Origin of the sequence: Vibrio gallaecicus (genome assembly GCF_024347495.1) — a bacterium.
Taxonomy (GTDB): Bacteria; Pseudomonadota; Gammaproteobacteria; order Enterobacterales; family Vibrionaceae; genus Vibrio; species Vibrio gallaecicus.
Genome location: NZ_AP025491.1, coordinates 1,515,436 through 1,537,074, shown reverse-complemented (window position 1 = coordinate 1,537,074; position 21,639 = coordinate 1,515,436). Strand labels below are relative to the sequence as shown.

Genomic DNA, 21,639 nt, shown 5'->3' with positions numbered 1-21,639 from the left:
TGCCACGAACGTGGCATTTTTCCATTATAGAGCCGCTATGCCAATACAACCGAGCCATGAAACTGAATTATTAGAAGCGCTATCTGAAGCCGATAGCGCTTCTGAGTGTTTGCTTGCAGCTTATGATGCGCTGGATGATACTGTGGATGCTTTGTTGCACAACATCTTCCATAAGGATGATTACGCAGTTAAATTTGTTGTGGAGCCTCTACTGAGCAACGATGGTCCGCTTGGTGACATTATGGTGAGAGGGAAACTTCTGCTAGGTTTAGGGGTAATCAGTAAAGAAGTGTATGACGACATTGAAATTTTTGTCACACTAAAAGAGTGGGCAAAAATACAAGATAACAATGTGAGCTTCACTGAAGTCGATGTGTTGTTTGAATTGAATAGAGTCAATGCAATCCAGAAAATTATGCCTATCGATTACGACGAAGACCTGGTGAAAACCATGTCAGGACCTATGCTGGAAATGTTCTTAGGTCGACACCATCAGAAAGTTCAGTCAACCATTGTGTTGGCTATCACCGATATAGTAAACCTGCTTTGCAGAGAGAATGCTTTGACCTCTTAATCGATATACCTGAACTTAGCTTTTGTCTTAGAGCTAAGTTCTCCATTTGGTATTCTATTTCACCAATTTTAGCCAAGAAACTATTCAATTGAGGCATCTCACTCTAATCTTATTGTGTATTGAATGACTGCCTCAATTTATTGATAATTCAAATTTGCATTTAGTTTTAATTTAATGAATGTATAGAGCTACGCACAAACCATCCCATTGCTAGCAAACCCCTTCTCTTGCTTTCTTTTAAGCCATACTTTTTCATGGAAAAAATACGCGACTGAATTAATTGCAGGTTCAATAGTTGCCATCAGTCCACCAATAAAAGCATCGCCTGTTAATGCGTAAGTTACAGTAAATGCAACGCTAAAATGAATGACAGCAAAACTTGCGGTTTTTATTTGAGTCATTGATTCATGACGCTTCAGATAAGGTACTTTCTGCCATGCTTTTTCATGCAAGTAAAAGGCGACGGTATTAATGGATGGTTCTACCATGGCAATCAAACTGCCTAGTAAGAAGTCGCCTGTTAACGAAAAAGCGACCAAGGTTGCAATGGTAAAATGGATTGCTGCAAACGTTGCTGTCTTGATCATCGTACTATCCTCATAAATAATGCTCTGTGTCTATATGGATATTATTGATAATTATTCGCATTGGTTGAAGTGGGGAATTCCTATTAAGTTAATAGGTTTTTGCGATTGGATTGGTGTCTATAATTTTGAAGAATTGAAAACGTATAATTATTGCCAGTAATAGGATGAAGCTATTTTCTTTCCCTACTGCTTTATAGATATAAAAAAATCCGATACTGAGAGCTCAATATCGGATTTTTTTTCATAAACGTTTAACCATGATCTTAGATCTCGATTCAACGCTCATGCGAGAGGTGGTCTCAAGCCTAATAAAATTATAGGTCTTGGATGTTCTCAGCTTCTAGCTCTTGGAAGTAGCGTAAAGTCTTAACTTTAAGCTCTTGTTGAGCTGGCTCATCAGCAACGATGATAGCTTTACGGTGCATCTGTAGAGCAGTAACTGTCCACATGTGGTTTACAGAACCTTCGATAGCCATTTCAAGAGCTTGCGCTTTGTTGTGACCTACAGAAAGGATCATTACTTCTTCAGAGTCAAGAAGAGTAGCAACACCGATAGTTAGTGCGTATTTAGGAACTTGGTTGATGTCGCCATCGAAGAAACGAGAGTTCGCGATACGAGTATCTTCAGTCAATGTCTTGATACGAGTGCGAGAAGATAGAGAAGATCCTGGCTCGTTAAATGCGATGTGACCATCAATGCCTACGCCGCCCATGAACAAGTTGATTTTGCCGTAAGAACGGATTTTTTCTTCGTATGCTGCACAGTGAGCATCGATGTCGTCTGCTTGACCATCAAGAAGGTTGATGTTTTCAGCTTGGATATCGACATGGTTGAAGAAGTTCTCGTGCATGAAAGTACGGTAAGATTCTGGGTGGTTAGGATCAATGCCTACATACTCATCCATGTTGAATGTTACAACGTTTTTGAAGCTTACTTCGCCAGCCTTGTACAGTTCAATTAGCTCAGCGTAAGTAGTTAAAGGAGTACTACCTGTAGGAAGGCCTAGAACAAACGGACGCTCAGCAGTTGGAGCGAATTTGTTGATAGAATCTGCGATGTGACGTGCAGCCCATTTACCTACTTTTGCTTTGTTGCTTAATGGAATCAGTCTCATTGATGTAGCCCCTAGATATAATAAATTTTAGTATTCTGAAACATTAATTCGCATTATAAAATAAGTTGATGTGATCTGCTATTGTTTTAAGTCAAATTTTTACAAATTAGCGTGGTAGATGTGCGAATTAGCTCAAAACTTAATCTGTCTATATGTGGATAATTGGCAGAGTTAAAGAAGAATTAATGAATAATAAATGGTCGATATATCTATTTGCCAATACAAGCTTCAAACCTATACTTAAGCAAACATTGCTATAGTCAAATATAGCTTCAGTAAAATGTTATTCCCGTAAACAGAGCTTCAAAAAACAGAGCTTCATAAAAATTGCTCAAACAGAAAACACGGCTTCAGTGAAATGATTCATCAATGAAGATAGCGGAGTGAATAGTCAACTATGGTTTACAAGATTAGCCCGAAAGAAATTTTTCAAGCTCATTCCCTAATTATGCATCTAGGCAAGGACACTGCTCTTGGTAAAATGTATGAAGGTGTTGAAAGTAGCTGGAATGAAGATAAAAAAGAAATCCGTATGAGAACGGAAGGGGCGCAATTAAAAGTAAAAGACCTAAAACGTTATCATATTGATTATGCCAATGAAGATAAAAAAAACCGACTATTCGAAAAGCTGCACAAAATACTAGAAGAGCATTAACCTGGTTGGAATTTCAAATTACGCGGTAAGACAAAGACAAGGCTAGAAATGAAGTGCCCGCTTTATTTTGGTAAAGCAGGCACTAGCAAAGAGCCTAATCTTCTTCTAAAACGAGGTCATTCTCGTACTCTTCCCTAAAGCTGCCTGCGCGCTTGCAACCATTCAAAGTATGAAAACGTCGACGCCCGCGAGCGAGCCTGATGTACTTAAGCCACACTTGCTCTAATTTTGACTTAGCTTTATGCGGATGAGCTAATACTCTTAAAAAATGTTTTTCTTCAGAGTTGGTAGGTAGCAGCTCCCCAGTCTCAAGCGCAAGCATAGTATCGCCAAACAAGGTTAGGATTTCTTCTTCTACAAGAGTAAAATCGCCTGACTTGGCAAAACCTCGTGGGAATTTATTGGTGTCATAAAAACGTTTTTTTCCGTGTCGGAATTCAGTCTCAGACATATCAGCCTCAATATATGGTTAGATATAATATAGTTAGATAGAAAATTGTGTGTTTGTTCACGTAAAAACTAAGCTTTGTATAAGTAACTGCTGTTTACACAAAATAGTTGTTTACATGCCGCTATTGTTCGCATGAAATGATGCCTCACGAGAAAGCAATAGTGGTTCACGCGAAAATATTGTCAAAAGGCAAAAATGAAAAACAAAACGTTTTTACCTTTACGATAAACAATCCTAGATCGGCTATTTAGCAGATTTATTACAGAGATGTATTTGATGGATGTGAAAGTATTTAGAACCTTTCTTGAGGTTGCTAGAGTGCGACATTTTGGTCGTGCTGCAGAAAATTTGTACCTGACTCAAGCGGCAGTAAGTGCTCGTATCAAACAGCTAGAAAGCTACTTTGACACTCAGCTTTTTATTCGTGACCGTAATAACATTAAGCTCACTTCTTCTGGTGAGCGTTTGATCGGTTACGCGGAAGTGATGGTCACCACTTTGCAGCAGGCAAAATTTGAGTTGTCTTTAGAAAGTGGAAAAGCACTTCAATTAACGTTGGGCGGAACCCCGAATATTTGGGATGCGTACTTACAAAATTGTTTAAGTGTGGTGACTGACTCATTCGGTGGGTATGGTTTCATGGCTGAAGTGATGGGGCGGGAGCAACTGAATAGAAACTTGCTGGAACGCACTTTAGATATGGCGTTTGCTTTCGACCAAATTAAAGCAGAAGAACTAAATTGTAAGAAAGTGGCTGATCTAGTTTTAGTGTTGGTGTCGACAAAGCCTGACAACTTGGAATCTGTATTCGAACATAAATACGTGTATGTCGATTGGGGCACCCGTTTTGGTTCTGAACACGCTGAGCGTCACCCTAAAGTACCCGCACCTTACCTACGTACTTCAACTGCTCGTATTGCGTTAGATTTTATTTTAGAAAAAGGTGGCAGTGCCTATTTACCTGCATCTTTAGTTGAGCCATTTATAGCTTCTGGTCAGCTCTATAAGGTGACGGGTGTAGAAGATTGGTATCGTCCAATTTACTTAAGCTATCGTAAGAGCAGTACTTCTGTAGAGGCGATAGTGCAAGTTGAAGAGCTGGTGAAAGAGATAGACCCTTCTACAGCTTATACGTTACAACAAGCTGCAGAGCCAGCCACAGATTAGAGGTGAAAGTATCCTTAGTGGGCTTACCGCTAAAATAAGCCAGTCTAAGATACTATTGCTTTGAATACGAAAATGGCTCCTGTCGATAGGAGCCATTTTTTATACCTGAAATTTCTTATTCGAATTCATTTCGAGCTAATGAACTTTATGATTAAAAAGCTTCCGGACTAATGAACTATAGTCTGGGTGATTTGTGCCCTATTGGACTTACACATTAGCGAAATTAAAGGTTCATTAGGTTTTCTAGCGACTCTTCTAATGAGTGAGATTGATAAGAGTAAATTTGATGCCCATCGCTTGCATCGATTTGAATTTGAGAAATTCCGTTATCACCCAAGCTTTCTAGGTGGAGGAGAGATTGCTCAACTGACTGGCAGGTAAGCACTTTATGGTTTTTTAAAACAATTCTGCAAGTGTGTAGATTCATAGCCAATATCCTTATGAATAAGCGTGTCTTCGCATCTTTTTGTGCAAAGTACCCACTTCCTGACGGTGTTAGAAATAAATTTATGACTAAGTAAAAATAGCTAACTAATCCTAAAAAATACAATTTTTCTTTAAAGCTATCGATTATTCAGTTCCGAAAGTGGCTAGTGTTTAGGTGGAATAACGATACACTTTCTATCAACAGTGTTTAGTAGAGCTTCACCATGACGCAAACAATTCATGACTATAGCGACCTCACTAATGAGCAATGCAGTCTAGCTAGGCATGCTAGAGATGCACGTTTTGATGGGGTATTTTTTATAGCGGTTAAAACGACGGGAATATTCTGCAGGCCCATATGCCCAGCTAATCCGCCAAAAGAGCAGAATGTTGAATATTATACCAATCCAGCTCAGGCATTGAAGGCTGGCTATCGTCCTTGTTTACGCTGCCGTCCTGATAGTGCGCCTTCATCATTTGCTTGGAAAGGTGTTGAAACGACCTTTCTACGAGCCCTAAAGCTGATAGACGCTGGCAGCTTAAGCTCTGGCAGTACGGTTGAACTATCAGAACGGTTAGGTATTTCAGACCGATATTTAAGGCAGCTATTTGACACCTATTTGGGTGTGTCCCCTAAACAATATGCCCAATACTTACAGCTCATGTTTGCTAAACAATTGTTGCACAACAGCCAAATGAGTATTACTGATATTGGTTTTGCCAGCGGCTTTAATAGTACCCGTCGTTTTAATGATGCTTTTAGTAAAACGCTGCAACTATCCCCCACACAAGTGAGAAAATCTAAGCCTATGGAAAGCGTATCAAACCATATTCAATTGGGGTTTCGTCACCCATTAAATTGGCAGCATATGCTGAATTTTTATCGCGTGAGGCAGATAGCTGGTGTCGAGCTGATTGGAGAAAATGACTACCAGCGTACAGTGGTCATTAATGGTGTTAAAGGTTGGTTTAAAGCGACTTTAATTAAAGACAACACACTCGATATTGAATTTCAACTCAGTGATATTAGCCAGCTGAGAAGTTTGACTTCGTCCATAAGAAGAATGTTCGATTTAGATGTCGACATTTCAAAAATTGAAGCCTTTTTTAAATCCATTGATCCGCAGTTAGTTCGACAAAGTGGGATTAGAATTCCTGGTGTATTGAGTACATGGGAGGCTGGTGTTCGTGCCATTTTAGGGCAACAAGTATCAGTCAAAGCTGCGATTGGTCAATTGAATCTCTTGGTTGAAGAACTATCAGTTAATGGTTTAGCCGTTAATCAATCATCAGCACCTAGTGAACTCTCAAGTACGAGTGATCAAGCTTATGAACAAAGTAAAGGTAATGAGGAAGATAAAACTGATGAACGTCTTTATTTTCCTACTCCGGAGCAGGTCTCTGCTGCTGACCTGAGCTTTTTACGAATGCCTAACAGCCGAAAAGAAACTTTAAAGCGATTTGCGGAATACATGGTTGAAAATGACCATGAACACCCAAGTAAATGGATAGCATTGAAGGGTATTGGTCCTTGGACGATTCAATATGCTTTGCTACGTGGGTTAGGTGAGCCCAACCATTTATTATCTGGGGATCTTGTGGTTAAGAAATTTATTGAGAATAAACCAAACATTACTCCAGACAGTGTCTCCCCTTGGGGAAGCTACGCCACTTTCCATTGCTGGAATCAGTAGTGCTTGTATTTTTAATATCTTGTTTGAATCTATAGCGCCTAGTTTGAATTTTATTAACTGGCTTGAATAGCGATTGAAAGAGAATACGAAAATGAATCGATTCACATATTACCAAAGCCCATTGGGGCAAATGACTCTACAAGCCAACGATGATGGTTTATTGGGTGCTTGGTTTGAAGTTCATACGACTCAACCTGAAGAGCTCGGAATTAGAGATGATTCGTTCCCTGCGCTACTGCAAACCATTCGTGAACTTAGCCAATATTATTCGGGTGAGAAGGTAGAGTTTACTGTGCCTATTGCCGCGAAGGGAACGGAATTTCAGTTGTCGGTTTGGCAAGCATTGTTAGCGATCCCTTATGGTGAGACATGGAGCTACCAACAAATTGCAGATTTCATTGGAAACCCCAAAGCAGTGCGCGCTGTCGGGTTAGCAAATGGAAAGAATCCGGTTTCCGTTATTGTGCCGTGTCACCGAGTGATAGGAAAAAACGGTAAGTTAACGGGATACGCGGGTGGTGTTGAACGCAAGCAAAAACTATTGGAACTAGAACAAGCGATCTAAACGCTAATTTAAGAATAAAAATAGTTCGATTTGGAGAGCACTAAGCCGCTTACTGATGAATAAGCGGATTTTTAATTCGTGATAAAAGTAATTGCTACTCGTACTTTGGTTATTTAGCCAAGCTCAGATTTGGATAGCTGTGGCAAGGTATTGCATCAAACAGAGCTTAACTAAACAGTGCTTGGTTCAACATAAGGTGTATTGCGATACTTGCTGCATAACCAATTGCAATCACCGGCATCCATTTTAAATGCCCAAAAAACGTGTACTTACCATGTGCCGCGCCCATAAGTGCTACGCCAGCAGCACTACCTATTGAAAGTAAGCTTCCGCCCACACCTGCGGTCAATGTGACTAATAGCCAGTTACCCATCGACATTTCAGGTTCCATTGAAAGCACCGCAAACATCACCGGAATATTATCGACAATAGCCGAAAGTACGCCTATCGCAACATTAGCCCAAATGGGATCCCACTGGTTATACATGATCCCTGAAGCCAACTCTAAGTAACCCAGTAAGCTTAGTCCTCCCACGCACATAACCACACCATAGAAGAATAAAAGCGTGTCCCATTCGGCATGGGATACTCGTCTAAATACATCAAATGGCACAACGGAACCTAATTTCCTTAATGCTCCTTCATCATGGTTAGCAATGGCGAGTGCTTTCTTTTTCGCTAAAGAGTTCGGCAAAGAGGTTCTTAGGTAATAGCCAAAAAATTGCAGATAGGCGAGCCCCATCATCATTCCCATTACAGGAGGGAAGTGAAGTACTGCATGGAATGCTACTGCTGTCGCAATTGTGAATATAAATAACAGAACAATACGTTTAGCACCGCGTTTTAGCTCGACATGCTGATGAACCGTATCAGGCTGATCTTTTGGAAGGAAGAAAGACATGATCAACGCTGGAACTAAATAATTAATAACGGAGGGTAAAAATAGTGGCATAAATTGAGAAAAACTGACGTGCCCAGCCTGCCATACCATCAGGGTGGTTATATCACCGAATGGGCTAAAAGCACCACCAGCATTGGCTGCAATAACGATATTAACGCAAGCAATGTTGACAAAGCGAGTGTTGGAGCCTGCGACCTTTAAGACCACTGCACACATCAATAAAGCGGTGGTTAGGTTGTCGGCAATAGGGGAAATAAAAAAAGCCAGAAAGCCGGTTAACCAAAATAGGGACCTAAAGTCGAAGCCTTTTCCAACCATCCAAGCTTGTAAGCCATCAAATAACCTACGCTCTTCCATCGCACTTATGTAAGTCATCGCCACGAGTAAGAAAAGTAAAAGCTCAGCGTATTCCAATAAATTATGCTCAAGTGCTTGCTGTGCGACTTCAGTAAGGTCGTGCTCTTTATAGACAAAACCAATGATGATCCAAATTAAACCTGCAGCAAGCAATACAGGTTTTGACTTACGAAGTTTTAAGTACTCCTCAAGCATGACAACCGTGTAGGCAATGGTGAAAATGACTAACGATAGATAACCATAAAAAGATTGAGTCAGATTGAGCGCTGATCCTGCGGATGATATGGCTGTAGTGGGTGTTATTGATGAAGCAACAGCCAACGATGAAACGAAACAAGATGAGAGAAGAACCGTTAGCTGAATGCCTTTCATATACGCTCCAAGTTAATAGGGAATTAACACGCGTAAAAATAGTAGACGTAAATCAAAGGGCTAAGTGTGATTGATATCGAAAATAAGCCGATAAGCTGAAATGAAAAAGCTCCACCATAAATTGGAGGAGCTTAGGAAGGTCAGCTTAATTGTTCAGGAACCTAAAGAAGTTATACCGCTTTAAGCTGCGTTCTGATCGACCTCTATAGGCATATCTGCCGAGCAAACCTCCACAGGCCAGCCATATGATTCATATTCGGCGGCAAGTTTAAGCGCGACAATACGAGATACGGTTGCTGAGATCCATTTACCGCAGCCCATTACTTGATACTTGATTGTGTTCATTTCCATAGCAGTTGTCGCCTTTCTTAATACTATTATTTGAGCGCGATTTTATATAATGCCTGAAATAGGGTATTTCGTATTGGGCTCAAATACTTCTTATATGAGCTCAGTACCTAAGCTGTAGTCTATTGGTCAGATACCGTATGGAATTTACATTTAAATCATTACTTGTTCATTTATTAAGTTGTTGATTTTTAATTGTTCTTGTAATGGTTGTAAATTTCAGCGTGAGAGATCTCTTACACTAACAAAGGATATTTGATATTGATAATGTATTGATTTAATACTAGTTATTAGTTCTATTTATCTGTGGTTTTATGGTTGTAAATTTCCGATTTAACTCGAAATCACAGTTTTATATATTAATTTATCTAAGTTGTATGACTTTATCATCTTGTTGATTTCGGTCATAAGAAGGTGGTCTGATCTCTAGCACAATGCATAAGTGTTCTGTTCCACATAAACAAGATGTATAGAGGTTTTTATGACTAACCCTGTTAAGTCCGATCGTAAAGTTACCATCGGTTGTTATATTGCGTTGGCGTTTGCTGTCGTATTTTTTTCTGGACTAATGAAATCAAATGAATGGTATGGAGTGTTTGATTTCACTACGTTGAATGGTTCATTTGGTCAGGTCGCTTATGATGTCAGTGAAACGGCGGATGGTGTGCAAGCGGCGACGACTTCTCTGCGTGGTAATGGCGGTAGTGGTGCCCGTGATGGTTTCATTTTTGCTTTAACTTTGATTCCTACAGTTATGTTCGCGTTAGGTATGATCAACGTACTTGAGCATTATGGTGCACTTGAAGCTGCCCGTAAGCTTCTTACTCCTCTACTTCGACCACTAATGGGTATTCCAGGAAATTCTGGTTTAGCGCTTATAGCCTCACTGCAAAGTACCGATGCAGGTGCTGCAATGACTCGTCAACTCAAAGATGAAGGCCACCTAACGAAACGTGAAACGGATATTTTTACCATGTTTCAGTTTACCGCAGGTGCTGCCATTGTGAACTTCTTCTCTTCTGGTGCGGTGTTATTCACGTTAACTGCAATTGATGGGTCTTTAGCGGTGACTTCTTCTATTGGTTTAGCAGTAGTGGTGATGTTTGTATTCAAATTTGTAGGTGCAAATATATTCCGTATTTACCTCAATATCACGGAAGGTAAAGAAGATAAATCTCAGCCAAAGAAAGATGAGAAACTGACAGAGGAGACAGCATAATGAGCGATGTTAAAGCGAAAAAGCCTATGGTGACCGATATCTTTGTAGAAGGTGCGAAGAAAGGGTGGGTGATAGCCACAACTTCTACTGTACCAAATGTGCTTATGGCTTTTGTGATAATTAAAGCGCTGCAGATTACAGGTGCCCTTGAGCTTATGGGTAACGTATTTGCACCTATTATGGCTGTCTTTGGTCTACCTGGAGAAGCTGCTGCGGTTTTGATTGGTGCTTGGATGTCGATGGGAGGCGCAGTTGGTGTTGTTATTACGTTATTTGACCAAGGGATCTTGAATGGTGACCATATTGCGATTCTTGCGCCTGCCATTTACCTTATGGGCTCTCAAGTTCAGTATATGGGCCGTATAATGGGGCCGATTGGGACGGAAGGTCGTTATATCCCAGTGATGATAGCGATATCAGTATTGAATGCTTTTGGTGCCATGTTCTTAATGAACATCATATTGTAGAGCAGCCTTGTATCTAATTAGATATGGATATTAACTTCTTAGAATAGATGCTAGGTAATAAGCTGCTTAAAATAGAAAACCCCGCTTGGCTTTCACCAAACGGGGTCTATTCTTTTTGTAGCTATCCTGCTACTGACGCTGTTACTTATTCTTCAATAAGGTAACGTATGCTCCCTGCATCGTTCCTTGAACTGGTTAAATCCGTTAACCTTTCCTATCCATCGCCATCCTAGCGGTGTCCTTTAAGCCTATCTTCCTGACTAGCAACTCTTTCCTAGAGCATTACATCCTTGCTGATAACTCGTCCTAAGCCATCAAATCTTCATCCTGAAGATACCTAATCCGTTAGGGTTTGTCCTGTTCCTGCCAACATCCTGTCGACCCATTAATTAAACACTCTATTGAAGTTCTTCACAATGGTTAAAAAATAACAAAAATATGCATTTGGTTGTTTATTGTAATTATTAACATTTATGTATCAATTGGTTAGAGGCTAACTCAACAAAAGGATAACGGTAAGAAAGCGTCATATCCTACATGCCGTGTGCGAGATCTCTTACAAATCTAATTATAACCCTTTGTTGCCTCATCTAAAGATCATGCCGATTTAGATGAAAAATGGGCTGTGATAACTCTACTTGTTCAATTAAAGAGAATAAAAATCAGATCAGCATTAGCGGTGAGACCATATATTAATGAATAGAGTCGTGACTTAAGTAACACTGTTTAAGTTAGTGATAACTTAAATTTGCTGATCGACGGTGAGTTGGCTAGATTGACCAAAGAAATGAATTAATTAGGAAATATTATGGTAACGGCACTTTATGCATCTTTACTCACCGTGTTAATGATTTGGCTAGCATTTGAAGTGATTAAGCAAAGAAAGTTGAATCAAATTGCGCATGCCGATGGTGGTATAGAATCATTGCAAATTGCGCGATCGGCACAAAGTAATGCCATGGACTACATTCCTATCACTGTAATTCTTATGGGGCTGTTAGAGATGAATGGCGCTAATATATGGTTTATTCATGCAACAGGCTTGGTATTTATTATAGGGCGTATTATCCATGCAAAAGGGATTCTTGGGCGCAGCCTCACCGGGCGTAAAAAAGGCATGATCATGACGCTTTTAAGCATGGTGAGTTTGATTGTTCTAAACTTGGTTTACTTACCTTTTGATAAAATGTTTTAGGGAATTTTATGGCATTACGCCTTCCGCCTGCATGGATGATTGTTTTATCTGGGTTAGTTCTGAACATTATGTCGATTGTGCTATCTAGTTTGGTTTTAGATGAATTAGTCTCTGAACAGGCGGCGTTTGGGGAGAAAAAAAGCAGCAATATATATTCGATACAACTGGCTTGGAATTCGATTGAAACATTAGAGCGCAAGCGTGAGTCGATTTTACTGCATTTAGATAGATCCCCCGTTCATCCTCCTAACTCTCCTTCTTCTCTTTATTCTTCTCCTGTAAGAGCTTCTGCATTGAGCGATGCGTTACGGGGACAACTCTCGGTTTGGGTTGGTGGTAACGTACCGGCTATTGAGATTTCCAATCTTTCTGAAATCATGATGCTGATCAACACAGCCCAACAAGCAGAACGAACAAGAATAGATGATTTCTATCTAGAGAATTTAGGGCTTTCCGAAACGATGCAGCTGTTGGAAGATAAAATGGCGTTTTACAAAAATATTGCCTTGTTTCTACAAATTTTCGGATTAGCTTTAATTCTAGCAAGAGACCTTGCCCGTAAGTCCTAGCTGGCGGCTAACTATTTATTAGCTATTAGCTATTAGCTGCTTACGGCTAGAAAGCCTTTTATATTCTTTGCCTCTCCATTCTTCCTTTAGCTGTGCTCCCACCATCATCACTCTATAGTTACCTTTTCTTTTGGTAAATTAGGATGTTGTTTGTTTTGATATTTGGGCAATTGTTCTTTTAGCCCTTTAAAGGTCGATAGTGCGCCTGAAACAGATAGTTTGTTCGACAGCCAGTCTGGTAATGCTCCGCCGGGATCGGCATAAGCGGTGTAGGTGATGTGCGTTGTGCCATTATCTAAAGGTTGTAAAACCCATTGGGCTTTAACACCAAGAATTCGAATATAGCTGGGTTGTAAGGGTAGGTAGCTTGATGCGTCTTTGATGGTGAGAACAAACTGACCATCTTCGATTTGGTATCGAGAGTAGGTCACCATATCTCTATCTTTTGCTGGCCAAGGAGCGAGAAACTGAGTATAGACAATATTTTCATTTGCCGATATTTGCTGGAGAACATAACTGTTTTCGACATTATCAATCCATTTAGGCACATTTTTACTGTCTTCTAATAATAATAGAAAGCCGGAGTAACTGGTTTGAGCAAAGGTTTGTGCCCGTATTTCAATTAGTCCGTCTGTATGATGACGTTTGTGTAATGTAATTCCGTTTTCGCTTGTTTCAAACAGCCATGGTAGGGGAGTTTGAGCAAAAGCCGGTAAGCAGAAAAAGCATAGAAGCAGCAGTGGGTTAGCGGTCATATTAATCCATCAATAAAAAGCTATACCGATTCAGTTTACATCAAAATCGGTAATAGCTTTTATGTGAAGGCTAATAAATATGATGATTAATTAGCGAAGTAACCATGTCTTCGCAGGTGTTTTTTCAATTGCTGCGATTAATAAAAAGCTGATGATTAATGTTGCTGGGTACACAAGTAGATCTTTAGCGACCCCTTGTATCTCGAATACGCCTGCAATGTTGAACATGAGGATCACCACCAATAAATGGCTCACGTATATGCCTAGCGTTCGGCTTGAAATCGAGTTTACCCACGTAGATTGTCCGAAGTTAGGATTAGCAAGCAACCACATAAAAATACCAGTGCCCCATAAGGCGGTTCCAAATAAGAAATCATGGGTGTTGAATGGGCTATTTACAAATGTCAGAGCATAAGCTTCTGAAAAGTGGATGAGCATTCCGATGATAGCCATCAGAATGGCTTGACGAGATGATAGGCTCCAACGATTTTCTCTTGCGGAGAATCCAATAACCACCATTAACGTACTAAAAAAGGGTCCATTGCGAGTGAAGAATGGTGAAGGCAATTCAGTTATGTTGACGTAACTGCCAGCCAATACACCATAAATATAGAGCCCTATCGCGATAGGAAGTACAAACTTACCTAACTTCATATCTAACAAAATCGTGATGATAAGCACGGCACATATCAAAGCTGGTAAGAACCACAAATGAACCAAGCCACCTTCCATCAATGAATTCAGCGGGTTCGACATGAGGTACCCCCAGTAGCCTTCACGTTCGCCCAAATAACCATGCTCAATAACATTTTTAATATTAAACGGGGTAGCTAAACAAATGATGCTCCATACTACCCACACTTTCAGCAATGGTTTGGAGTAGGAGGTGAGAGTTTGCCAAGGAGATTGAGCGAGTTTAGGTTGAATTAGGTAACCCGCAATCAAGAAAAATAGAGGTACAGCAAATCGAGATGCTTGGTTCAGTACATAACCCACCCAAGGAATGCCATCCACTTGCCAATAGGTAAGAGCCATTTGGCAATGTAAGCCAATAATGGCAAATATTGCGATTACGCGCCCAAATTCAAGGCTCGCAATTTTTTGACGAGTTGGCGATAAGGAGGATGCTGACATAATTTTTCTCAATATAAATAAGGCGGAAATTTCCCTTGTGAATCAGGAGTTCGTTGGGGAAACAAAGCTAGAATATGAGTTAAAAGTTATCAGTATTTCTTCTTTAGTTGTTGGTTTAAATCATGGTTTAGGCGCTTGGGAGTGCGATATCACTCCCAATTTGTAAATGAGATCAAATCAAATTAGCCGTAGATAAAATAAATATACCGACAGTACAGGTGATAAGAGATACCGAGGTAGTGAGTGCAATAATATTGGCCGCTAAGGTCGAATTCCCCCCCATGGCTCTTGCCATTACATAGCTGGCTGCAGCGGTTGGAGCGGCGCTCATCAAGAAGATTAAACCTAGGTCTAATCCCTTGAACCCAAAGGCCAAAGCGCCAAGGGTAATGGCTAATGGAGAAAGGATCAGTTTGTAGCCAGTAGCAAACCAAGTCGGTCCTTTATCATGCTTTAGTGAGCGAATGTCCAGAGACCCACCAGTACATAAAAGAGCAAGTGGCAAGGTCATATTGGCAAAGTACTGACCCGCGTCAGCGACCATTTTGGGGACGGGAATTGATAACGAATAAAACAGAACTCCACAGGCTATCGATATAATTAAAGGGTTACGTGTGAGTGTTTTGATGATCAATTGAATGGCTTTTCCGCCAGACTCTTCGCCCTTAGGTGTTAAGGCTATGACGGCTTGAATATTGTAAAGTACCGTTGTTGAAGCCACGTAAATCGCAGCAAGCGCAACGCCTTCATTTCCATATATATTAGCCACGTAAGCTAGGGCAATAATGGCGGTGTTTGCTCTAAATCCCCCCTGAACAATCACCCCTCTGTCTCTAGGATCTTTTATCGCCAGTTTAGTTGTGAATATGGTGAATAGAAAAAAGAGAAAGTTAGCGATTAATCCGTAAATAACCAGCTTCGCGCTTGCTGAAAAGTCATGATTAGATTGAACAATACTGAGGAATAACATGGCAGGTAAAGTGACTTGGAAGACAACTTTTGAGGCAACATCAATAAAATTTTCATTAATCAAACCGACTCGTTTCAGTATGACTCCCAAGACTAGCATCAAGCAGATAGGACCGGTTATAGAGGCTGAAAAAGCAAACTGCTCCCATAGAGATGTCATGAATATTCCTTATAAATGAATTGGTGGCTAACTTAAATTCAATCCAATGAGTTATGCGGCTTAATGCTTAATGACAAGGCTAATATTAAGTACCTTGTCTACTACTTAGTGCTCAGTTTTTGTATGAATACTGTCGCATTTTTCCACAATTTAGACTTTCAACAAAGTAATTTGGGTATTGAGGTAAAGAAAATTTGCAAAAAAGTACGAACGTGCTAAAAATAACATCATTAAGAATGAAGTGACCGGATGAGTAATAGTTTTGGTGAATGATGAGTAAGGGTAAAATAACGAAAGAATACATTTTGAGCTGTGCATTTGAGTTAGCTAGTGAGAATGGTTTAGAAAGTTTAACCATTGGTGAGCTGGCAAAAAAATGTGGCATGTCGAAAAGTGGTCTTTTTGCTCACTTTAACTCAAAAGAAAACTTACAAGTGTCGGTTTTAGAGTATTCAAACGCCATCTTTACCCAACGTGTTATTGCCCCCGCTCGCGTGCTAGGCGATACAGACATTGAAGCCAAGTTAAAGCAGTTATTAGAAAACTGGCTGGGCTGGAATCATTCGTTTCAAGGTAGTTGCATGTTTATTGATGCTTGGAAAGATGCTTCTAGTGAAAGCTCTCCTATTCAAAAGGCGTTGCAAGACACCATTGCCGTTTGGATTAAATATCTAACGATTCAAATTTCTAAGGCAATAGAAAGCAAACAGTTTCGAGCGGACTTAGATGCAAAACAAGCGACATTCGAACTTTATGGTTTGTATTTGAGTGCAAATTTGTTTTATTCGCTTCAAGGTCAACAAGCGAGCCATCGTCACTTCTGGCAAGGGGTTGAACGCCTTATTGCCAGCTGGAAATAAAGCAGAACAAACATAATAGGGAGGCATGTCCTCCTTTTTTAGACTAATAAAAAGCACGGTCGTTCGTTTTGGGCGGTTGGCATAAGGACAGAGCCATGAGTGAAAAAATCTACTTTAATACTTCGAATAAATTCAGCTTTAAACGAAGCTTGATAGGCGCGACAACGAACCTGCATTATATTCTAGCGCCATCTCATGCCAAGAAAACGGCTCGAAAGTTGCTGCTTACGCCTGTGCGAACAGAAGCAAAAAATGCAGAGCCAAAAGGTTTAGCCAAAGCTGAAGTGGTTGGGCGTGATGGAGTCTTAAAAACCTACTCTCTTGGCGCTGGACCTACTTGGGTATTGACTCACGGTTGGTCAGGTACTGCTAGCCAGTTTTACCCTTTGATGGAGCATATTGCTAAGCAAGGTTTCACTGCTCTGGCTTATGATCACCCTGCTCATGGCGGCAGTGACGGCGTTCATGGTCATATACCTGCTTTTGTTAATGGCTTAGAAGCGATTTTAGATTCAGCGGATGAAGTGGTGGGTTTAGTTGGGCATAGTATGGGAACAGCTTCAGCATTAGAGTGCAAACACGCAAAGCTTGAGAACAAACCGCTACTACTGATTGCTCCTGTATTGGACTATTTAGATAACCTGTTTGGCAGCGTTGCGCGTTCGGGCTATTCCATGAAACTATTTGAAGCGGTGGTAGGGGAAGTTGAAGAGCAGTTTAACTACCCAATTCAATCTGTCGATCCATATGGCAAGTTAGCGCTACGGTCTTCTCGTACTATCATCGTTCATGATGAAAAAGACAAGTTCACGAAGTTTAGTGTGTCACAGCGTGCTGCGAATGAAATGGAAAAGGTCAACTTGGTTGCCACTCAAGGGCAAGGTCATGGGCGGGTAATGAAATGTCAGGAAGTGTTTGAGAGTTTCGATAATCTGATTTAATAAGGCCTACCTATTCCCTCTATTCTTATCTGCTCTTTTGCAGGCAAGCAGCACGTATAAAGTAGGTTGGACAATGGGTTTTGCAGGAATGTAGCTAAGGGATTGAAACGAATGGCATGAGCCTATGCCATTCGTATATTGAGTCATTTTATTTAGCTACGTTTTTGATGAGATCGAAGCGCACAAAATTATCGTCTTCATATTTAACTTCATACGAAAAACGATTAAACATAAAGACTGAATTGAATACCTTGGTACGATCATACTTAGACAGTTTGCCTAAAAAACTGATTGTTGATTCAAGGTGACCTTCGGGCGAGAAGTGGCGATTCAAATCATCAGCCAGTACGCAAATGAAGTCTTTGCCACCTTTGTAATCAAGATCTACTTCGTTAGGTGAAGACAGCATAACTGTGCTGTTCAGTTCCCTTTCTATGGAACGAACCAGTAATAAGTATTCTTCTAAATCGGCAGCTTTCACTTCACTATGAAAGTTGATCACCTCTAAAAAAAGCACTTCTAAATTCACTTTTTGATTATTGGTTGCACTTAATAGTGACTTCAATTTTTTCTTTAAAAGTTTGTATTTAGATGTGGTCGACTGCTTTTTTAACCAAAGCTTTAAAAGCAGGTTTTTGTCATTTAGAGAAAGGGGTGATTTTTTTTCAAGCTGCTTGAATTCCAGGTGCAACAAAGCACTTAGAGATAGCTCTCTAAGTAGAAGGTGCGCTTGTTCTTCTTTAGATAATAGTGATTTCAAATCTTTCTTTATTCATGGTGCCGAGAGAGGGACTCGAACCCTCACACCCAAAGGCACTAGCACCTCATGCTAGCGTGTCTACCAATTTCACCATCTCGGCAAATCAATGTTATTGAGGAATGTCGAACTCTGAACGCTCTACAGGAGCTTGAACTGAAGCTGGGCTTTCTTCTTGAATCGTTGGTGAGCTCATAGAGATGTTAGTCAGTACGATGCTGCAACCAAAGAATAGAACAGCAGAAGCCGTTGTAAGCTTATTCAAACGGGTATCAGATTCTGAAGAATTAGAAGCTGCGCTTGGCGTGCCTGTATTGAAGGCTGTCCCCATGTTTGCGCCTTTGCCTTTTTGCAAAAGAATTAATGCAATAGTAGCAACTGCAGATACAAGGCAGATTGTTGTGATAATAGTTTCCATAACGCTTTAAGACCCAAATAAGACAGCCGTAGATGATAACCAAGAACGTGTAACTTGTATAGAAACAAGCTTTAATGAGGTCTTAAGTGGTTAAAATATGCGCATATATTGCGCAGGTAAATAAGTGCAGCTTTCTTATGCGCAGGCTTCAGCGGGTATTACCATTTATAAGGTGGGAGTTTCTATTCAAAAATGGATATCACCTTTTAAAGCTCGATGGTTATCAGAGCAATATTGTGTTTTAGGCTTAGATTCTTGGTAGCTATCTCACAATTCATACGACTTGGGTCATTTTTAATTTATTTCAGCATGATTAACATTAATCCCATGGGATGCGTATCAATCATGAGCGGCATTTAAAAACTTTTTTGACATGGCGCTAAATTGGAATAGAAATGGATAATGTTATCGACCTTACATTTGATGGCCCACATCAAAATGGAGGGCTGCAAGACTTCAAGTTTTATGCGGAGGGTGGAAGTCCCGTTATTGTTAATCGCATTATTGATTTTCTAAGTGCTAATCAAGCAAAGCTACTGGAGGTCAATCTAAGCCTTTATTTATGTAATAACTTGGCTTTGGTTGACCAGCTTAGGCAGTTGGCTGAGCTAGGAATTGAAATAAATATCTATTCGATACCCCTGGAAGGCTATGACGGTACTGTGGCAAAAAATGGTCTTTTCCCAAGCTACTTTAATCATTCGATCCTGAATAATACGAAAAGCGGTGTTAATAAAAGCAGTAAGAAAGACATCGCAGAGCGAGTATATGGCTACTTGAAGCATTCAGAGACAATGAATCTATTCATTTATGACCATATTTATTTGCGTTCTAAATCGGTCAAACCGTTTTCTCGAGGTACTGCGCCGTATAGCCTACATATCAAAAACATTTACATAAAAATGAAAGATGGCAGTAGCTTTACCGTCATTACTTCGTCTAACTTAGCGGTGCGAGATTTACGCAAAGAAGAGATGTGTATAGTTCTGCAAAACTCTCAAGAATCTGATAAAAAAGCGGCTGAGTTTTATCGGCAGTTAAAAAGAAATAGTAATGAGCTCCTCTCGCTCAATGTAGAGGGAAATAACTCAAGTCACCCCTTAAATTTTAAAGAGGATACACATAAGATAACGCCTAAACACGCAGTAGAAGATGTGTATTTTACTGGTAGTTTCTTACATCACTCCAACTCGAAAGTTGAAGCTAAATTGTCAAAATTAATCTCGAAAGCTCAAAGAAGAGTGATGATTTGTGGTCAGCATGTAAGTAATTGTGCGTTGCTGCCGGACAAAGAGAAAGCAAAAGTGGAAGTGTCAGTATTATCTCAAACCTACACAGATAAAACGTATGATGAGAGATCTAAAACGGTTGAGATTGATGGAAGAAAAGTAAAGCCTCGAACCCCACAAAATTCTTCAAGCTTCCGTCTGTACATCGATAAGTTGAAAAATATCCCTCAGGCAAAATGTTACTTTAATAATTCGATTCATTTGAAGTTTATTGTGATTGACGATCATGTCGTCATATCGACTGGAAACTTTACCGATACTCAGTTTATCTATAAAGATGTATCGATAAGCCAATTTTCAAAGATGCCTAATGCCTCTTATCAAGGCACGTTTTCAGAGGTTAACGCCTATTACATAGGATTAAATCAACCTAAATTAGCCCAAAAACTTTCAAACCACTTTTTAACCCTCGCTCGCTTACCGACAACAGTCACCGCATTTGAGAATCATTGAACTAACTGACTGGTTTACTTAACGAAAAAAAAGCACTGACCTTATGTACAGCTCTTTGCTATAATCGGCGCCAAATTCAAGGGTAAGTTTATAGTTATGACAGATAGAATTGTTTCATTTTTTGCTGGCGCTGGCGGGCTAGATCTAGGTTTCGAACAAGCAGGCTTCAATGTGGTTTGGGCGAACGAATACGATAAGGATATCTGGGCAACATACAAAAAGAACCACCCACATACTACTTTAGATCAGCGAAGTATCACTGCTATCGAAGCGGATGAAGTCCCTGAGTGTGACGGCATTATTGGTGGTCCACCCTGCCAAAGCTGGAGTGAAGCGGGCGCACAGCGTGGTATCGAAGATAAGCGTGGGCAACTGTTCTTTGACTTTATTCGTATTCTTGAAGCAAAAAAACCGAAATTCTTCTTAGCAGAAAATGTGAGTGGAATGCAGCATTCTCGCCATGCGGATGCTTTGGATAACATCAAGAAAATGTTTAAAGAAGCCGGCTATGACCTTTTCTACCAAATGATGAATGCGGTCGATCACGGCGCGGCTCAAGACCGTAAGCGCGTTATCTTTGTTGGTTTTCGAAGTGATCTCGAAATTGATTATACGTTTCCAGAACCGATTGAAAAAGAAGATCGTAAAGCGTTAAAGCATATTTTGAAGGATTTGGACGGAACGGCTGTACCTGCTCTTGATAAACAAAGACCAAACCCTGACGTTAAGTTTTTAAACCATGAATATATGATTGGTGGGTTTTCAACGATGTTTATGTCGAGAAACAGAGTAAGAACTTGGGATGAACCTTCATTTACTATTCAGGCTGGTGGGCGACATGCACCGATTCACCCAAGCGCACCGAAAATGGAAAAAGTTGAAACCGATAAATTTAAATTTGTTGAAGGTCACGAGTACCGACGCCTAAGTGTGCGCGAATGTGCACGAATTCAAGGCTTCCCTGACGAGTTTGAGTTTGTTTATAAGAATGTGGCGGCAGGTTATAAAATGATTGGTAATGCGGTAGCCGTGCCTTTCGCTAAGTCAGTTGCATTGAGTATAAAAGAACACTTAGAACAAGCTAAATCAAAACAAGCCGCTTAACTCAAAGATTCTTCTTAGAAAAGGTATAAGACGTACCATTAACAAAATAGAAGAGTCATTGTTAAAAGCACATGGCTAACTGGCTTTGAGTTGAGTTGAGAAAAAAGGTCAAGAAGATTAACGGTTGTTAAGCTTAC

Annotated in this window: 24 protein-coding genes and 1 tRNA gene; 13 read left to right on the top strand and 12 right to left on the bottom strand. The window is 40.2% G+C overall.

All coding sequences use genetic code 11. The features are described 5' to 3' along the window. Positions 1-37 precede the first annotated feature (37 nt). Positions 38-574, top strand: coding sequence for an MltR family transcriptional regulator (locus OCU78_RS21695; RefSeq protein ID WP_206383697.1), 537 nt, complete (start codon positions 38-40; stop codon positions 572-574). A gap of 188 nt (positions 575-762) precedes the next feature. Here OCU78_RS21695 and OCU78_RS21690 read toward each other — a convergent pair whose 3' ends face one another. Together OCU78_RS21690 and nagB are read right to left on the bottom strand one after the other, a co-directional pair. Further along, positions 763-1,161 carry a DUF2061 domain-containing protein gene (locus OCU78_RS21690; protein ID WP_137371729.1) on the bottom strand — a complete coding sequence of 133 codons (399 nt, stop codon included), beginning with the start codon at positions 1,159-1,161 and terminating at the stop codon, positions 763-765. A 314-nt stretch (positions 1,162-1,475) separates the two neighbouring features. Continuing rightward, the gene (gene nagB, locus OCU78_RS21685; protein WP_137371728.1) at positions 1,476-2,276 is read right to left on the bottom strand and encodes a glucosamine-6-phosphate deaminase; all 801 of its coding nucleotides are present in this window, start codon (positions 2,274-2,276) and stop codon (positions 1,476-1,478) included. 397 nt (positions 2,277-2,673) lie between these two features. On the opposite strand from nagB, the gene OCU78_RS21680 reads away from it, so the two are divergent. Continuing rightward, positions 2,674-2,931, top strand: coding sequence for a DUF3081 family protein (locus tag OCU78_RS21680; RefSeq protein WP_137371727.1), 258 nt, complete (start codon positions 2,674-2,676; stop codon positions 2,929-2,931). A gap of 94 nt (positions 2,932-3,025) precedes the next feature. On the opposite strand, the gene OCU78_RS21675 is transcribed toward OCU78_RS21680, so the two are convergent. Further along, the gene (locus OCU78_RS21675; protein ID WP_137371726.1) at positions 3,026-3,382 is read right to left on the bottom strand and encodes a DUF413 domain-containing protein; all 357 of its coding nucleotides are present in this window, start codon (positions 3,380-3,382) and stop codon (positions 3,026-3,028) included. A gap of 276 nt (positions 3,383-3,658) precedes the next feature. Here OCU78_RS21675 and OCU78_RS21670 point away from each other — a divergent pair, with 276 nt between their 5' ends. Further along, a complete protein-coding gene (locus OCU78_RS21670) occupies positions 3,659-4,549 on the top strand; it encodes a LysR family transcriptional regulator (RefSeq protein WP_137371725.1) in 891 nt (296 codons plus the stop codon). A gap of 223 nt (positions 4,550-4,772) precedes the next feature. On the opposite strand, the gene OCU78_RS21665 is transcribed toward OCU78_RS21670, so the two are convergent. Beyond that, positions 4,773-4,976, bottom strand: a complete 204-nt coding sequence (locus OCU78_RS21665) for a hypothetical protein (protein ID WP_137371724.1) — start codon at positions 4,974-4,976, stop codon at positions 4,773-4,775. A gap of 223 nt (positions 4,977-5,199) precedes the next feature. On the opposite strand from OCU78_RS21665, the gene OCU78_RS21660 reads away from it, so the two are divergent. Then, complete coding sequence (locus OCU78_RS21660) at positions 5,200-6,669, top strand: DNA-3-methyladenine glycosylase 2 family protein (protein WP_137371723.1); 1,470 nt, start codon at positions 5,200-5,202, stop codon at positions 6,667-6,669. 91 nt (positions 6,670-6,760) lie between these two features. After that, complete coding sequence (locus OCU78_RS21655; protein WP_137371722.1) at positions 6,761-7,234, top strand: methylated-DNA--[protein]-cysteine S-methyltransferase; 474 nt, start codon at positions 6,761-6,763, stop codon at positions 7,232-7,234. 166 nt (positions 7,235-7,400) lie between these two features. Here the strand turns inward: OCU78_RS21655 and nhaD are convergent, their stop codons facing one another. Both nhaD and OCU78_RS21645 read right to left on the bottom strand, forming a co-directional pair. After that, the gene (nhaD, locus tag OCU78_RS21650) at positions 7,401-8,864 is read right to left on the bottom strand and encodes a sodium:proton antiporter NhaD (protein WP_137371721.1); all 1,464 of its coding nucleotides are present in this window, start codon (positions 8,862-8,864) and stop codon (positions 7,401-7,403) included. A 180-nt stretch (positions 8,865-9,044) separates the two neighbouring features. Further along, entirely contained in the window at positions 9,045-9,209 is a 165-nt protein-coding gene (locus OCU78_RS21645) for a hypothetical protein (protein ID WP_261856057.1), read from the bottom strand. 484 nt (positions 9,210-9,693) lie between these two features. Here OCU78_RS21645 and OCU78_RS21640 point away from each other — a divergent pair, with 484 nt between their 5' ends. The 4 genes from OCU78_RS21640 (at position 9,694) to OCU78_RS21625 (ending at position 12,662) form a co-directional block, all read left to right on the top strand. After that, positions 9,694-10,431, top strand: coding sequence for a nucleoside recognition domain-containing protein (locus OCU78_RS21640; protein ID WP_137371720.1), 738 nt, complete (start codon positions 9,694-9,696; stop codon positions 10,429-10,431). Then, a complete protein-coding gene (locus tag OCU78_RS21635) occupies positions 10,431-10,898 on the top strand; it encodes a YjiG family protein (RefSeq protein WP_137371719.1) in 468 nt (155 codons plus the stop codon). The genes OCU78_RS21640 and OCU78_RS21635 overlap by 1 nt, the downstream gene beginning before the upstream one ends. 808 nt (positions 10,899-11,706) lie before the next feature. After that, positions 11,707-12,093 (top strand): MAPEG family protein, encoded by a 387-nt coding sequence (locus OCU78_RS21630; protein WP_137371718.1) that lies wholly within the window; start codon positions 11,707-11,709, stop codon positions 12,091-12,093. Between the two features lie 8 nt (positions 12,094-12,101). Continuing rightward, positions 12,102-12,662, top strand: coding sequence for a DNA mismatch repair protein (locus tag OCU78_RS21625; RefSeq protein ID WP_137371717.1), 561 nt, complete (start codon positions 12,102-12,104; stop codon positions 12,660-12,662). 107 nt (positions 12,663-12,769) lie between these two features. Here the strand turns inward: OCU78_RS21625 and OCU78_RS21620 are convergent, their stop codons facing one another. The 3 genes from OCU78_RS21620 to OCU78_RS21610 form a co-directional block, all read right to left on the bottom strand. Next, entirely contained in the window at positions 12,770-13,417 is a 648-nt protein-coding gene (locus tag OCU78_RS21620; RefSeq protein ID WP_137371716.1) for an START domain-containing protein, read from the bottom strand. Between the two features lie 90 nt (positions 13,418-13,507). Further along, positions 13,508-14,551, bottom strand: a complete 1,044-nt coding sequence (locus OCU78_RS21615; RefSeq protein ID WP_137371715.1) for an acyltransferase — start codon at positions 14,549-14,551, stop codon at positions 13,508-13,510. Positions 14,552-14,723: 172 nt separating this feature from the next. Beyond that, positions 14,724-15,680, bottom strand: coding sequence for an AEC family transporter (locus tag OCU78_RS21610; protein WP_137371714.1), 957 nt, complete (start codon positions 15,678-15,680; stop codon positions 14,724-14,726). Between the two features lie 272 nt (positions 15,681-15,952). Here OCU78_RS21610 and OCU78_RS21605 point away from each other — a divergent pair, with 272 nt between their 5' ends. Further along, a complete protein-coding gene (locus tag OCU78_RS21605; protein ID WP_137371713.1) occupies positions 15,953-16,540 on the top strand; it encodes a TetR/AcrR family transcriptional regulator in 588 nt (195 codons plus the stop codon). Positions 16,541-16,635: 95 nt separating this feature from the next. Next, the gene (locus tag OCU78_RS21600) at positions 16,636-17,481 is read left to right on the top strand and encodes an alpha/beta hydrolase (protein WP_137371712.1); all 846 of its coding nucleotides are present in this window, start codon (positions 16,636-16,638) and stop codon (positions 17,479-17,481) included. A 148-nt stretch (positions 17,482-17,629) separates the two neighbouring features. Here the strand turns inward: OCU78_RS21600 and OCU78_RS21595 are convergent, their stop codons facing one another. From OCU78_RS21595 to secG, 3 genes are all read right to left on the bottom strand, one after another. After that, positions 17,630-18,241 carry a DUF2913 family protein gene (locus OCU78_RS21595; RefSeq protein WP_167493979.1) on the bottom strand — a complete coding sequence of 204 codons (612 nt, stop codon included), beginning with the start codon at positions 18,239-18,241 and terminating at the stop codon, positions 17,630-17,632. Positions 18,242-18,256: 15 nt separating this feature from the next. Then, positions 18,257-18,341: transfer RNA gene (locus OCU78_RS21590), tRNA-Leu, on the bottom strand. Positions 18,342-18,350: 9 nt separating this feature from the next. Further along, the gene (gene secG, locus OCU78_RS21585; protein WP_137371710.1) at positions 18,351-18,656 is read right to left on the bottom strand and encodes a preprotein translocase subunit SecG; all 306 of its coding nucleotides are present in this window, start codon (positions 18,654-18,656) and stop codon (positions 18,351-18,353) included. A gap of 395 nt (positions 18,657-19,051) precedes the next feature. On the opposite strand from secG, the gene OCU78_RS21580 reads away from it, so the two are divergent. Next, the gene (locus tag OCU78_RS21580) at positions 19,052-20,398 is read left to right on the top strand and encodes a phospholipase D-like domain-containing protein (RefSeq protein ID WP_137371709.1); all 1,347 of its coding nucleotides are present in this window, start codon (positions 19,052-19,054) and stop codon (positions 20,396-20,398) included. A 96-nt stretch (positions 20,399-20,494) separates the two neighbouring features. After that, positions 20,495-21,502: a DNA cytosine methyltransferase gene (locus OCU78_RS21575; protein ID WP_137371708.1), complete on the top strand. Its 1,008-nt coding sequence runs from the start codon at positions 20,495-20,497 to the stop codon at positions 21,500-21,502. Positions 21,503-21,639 lie beyond the last annotated feature (137 nt).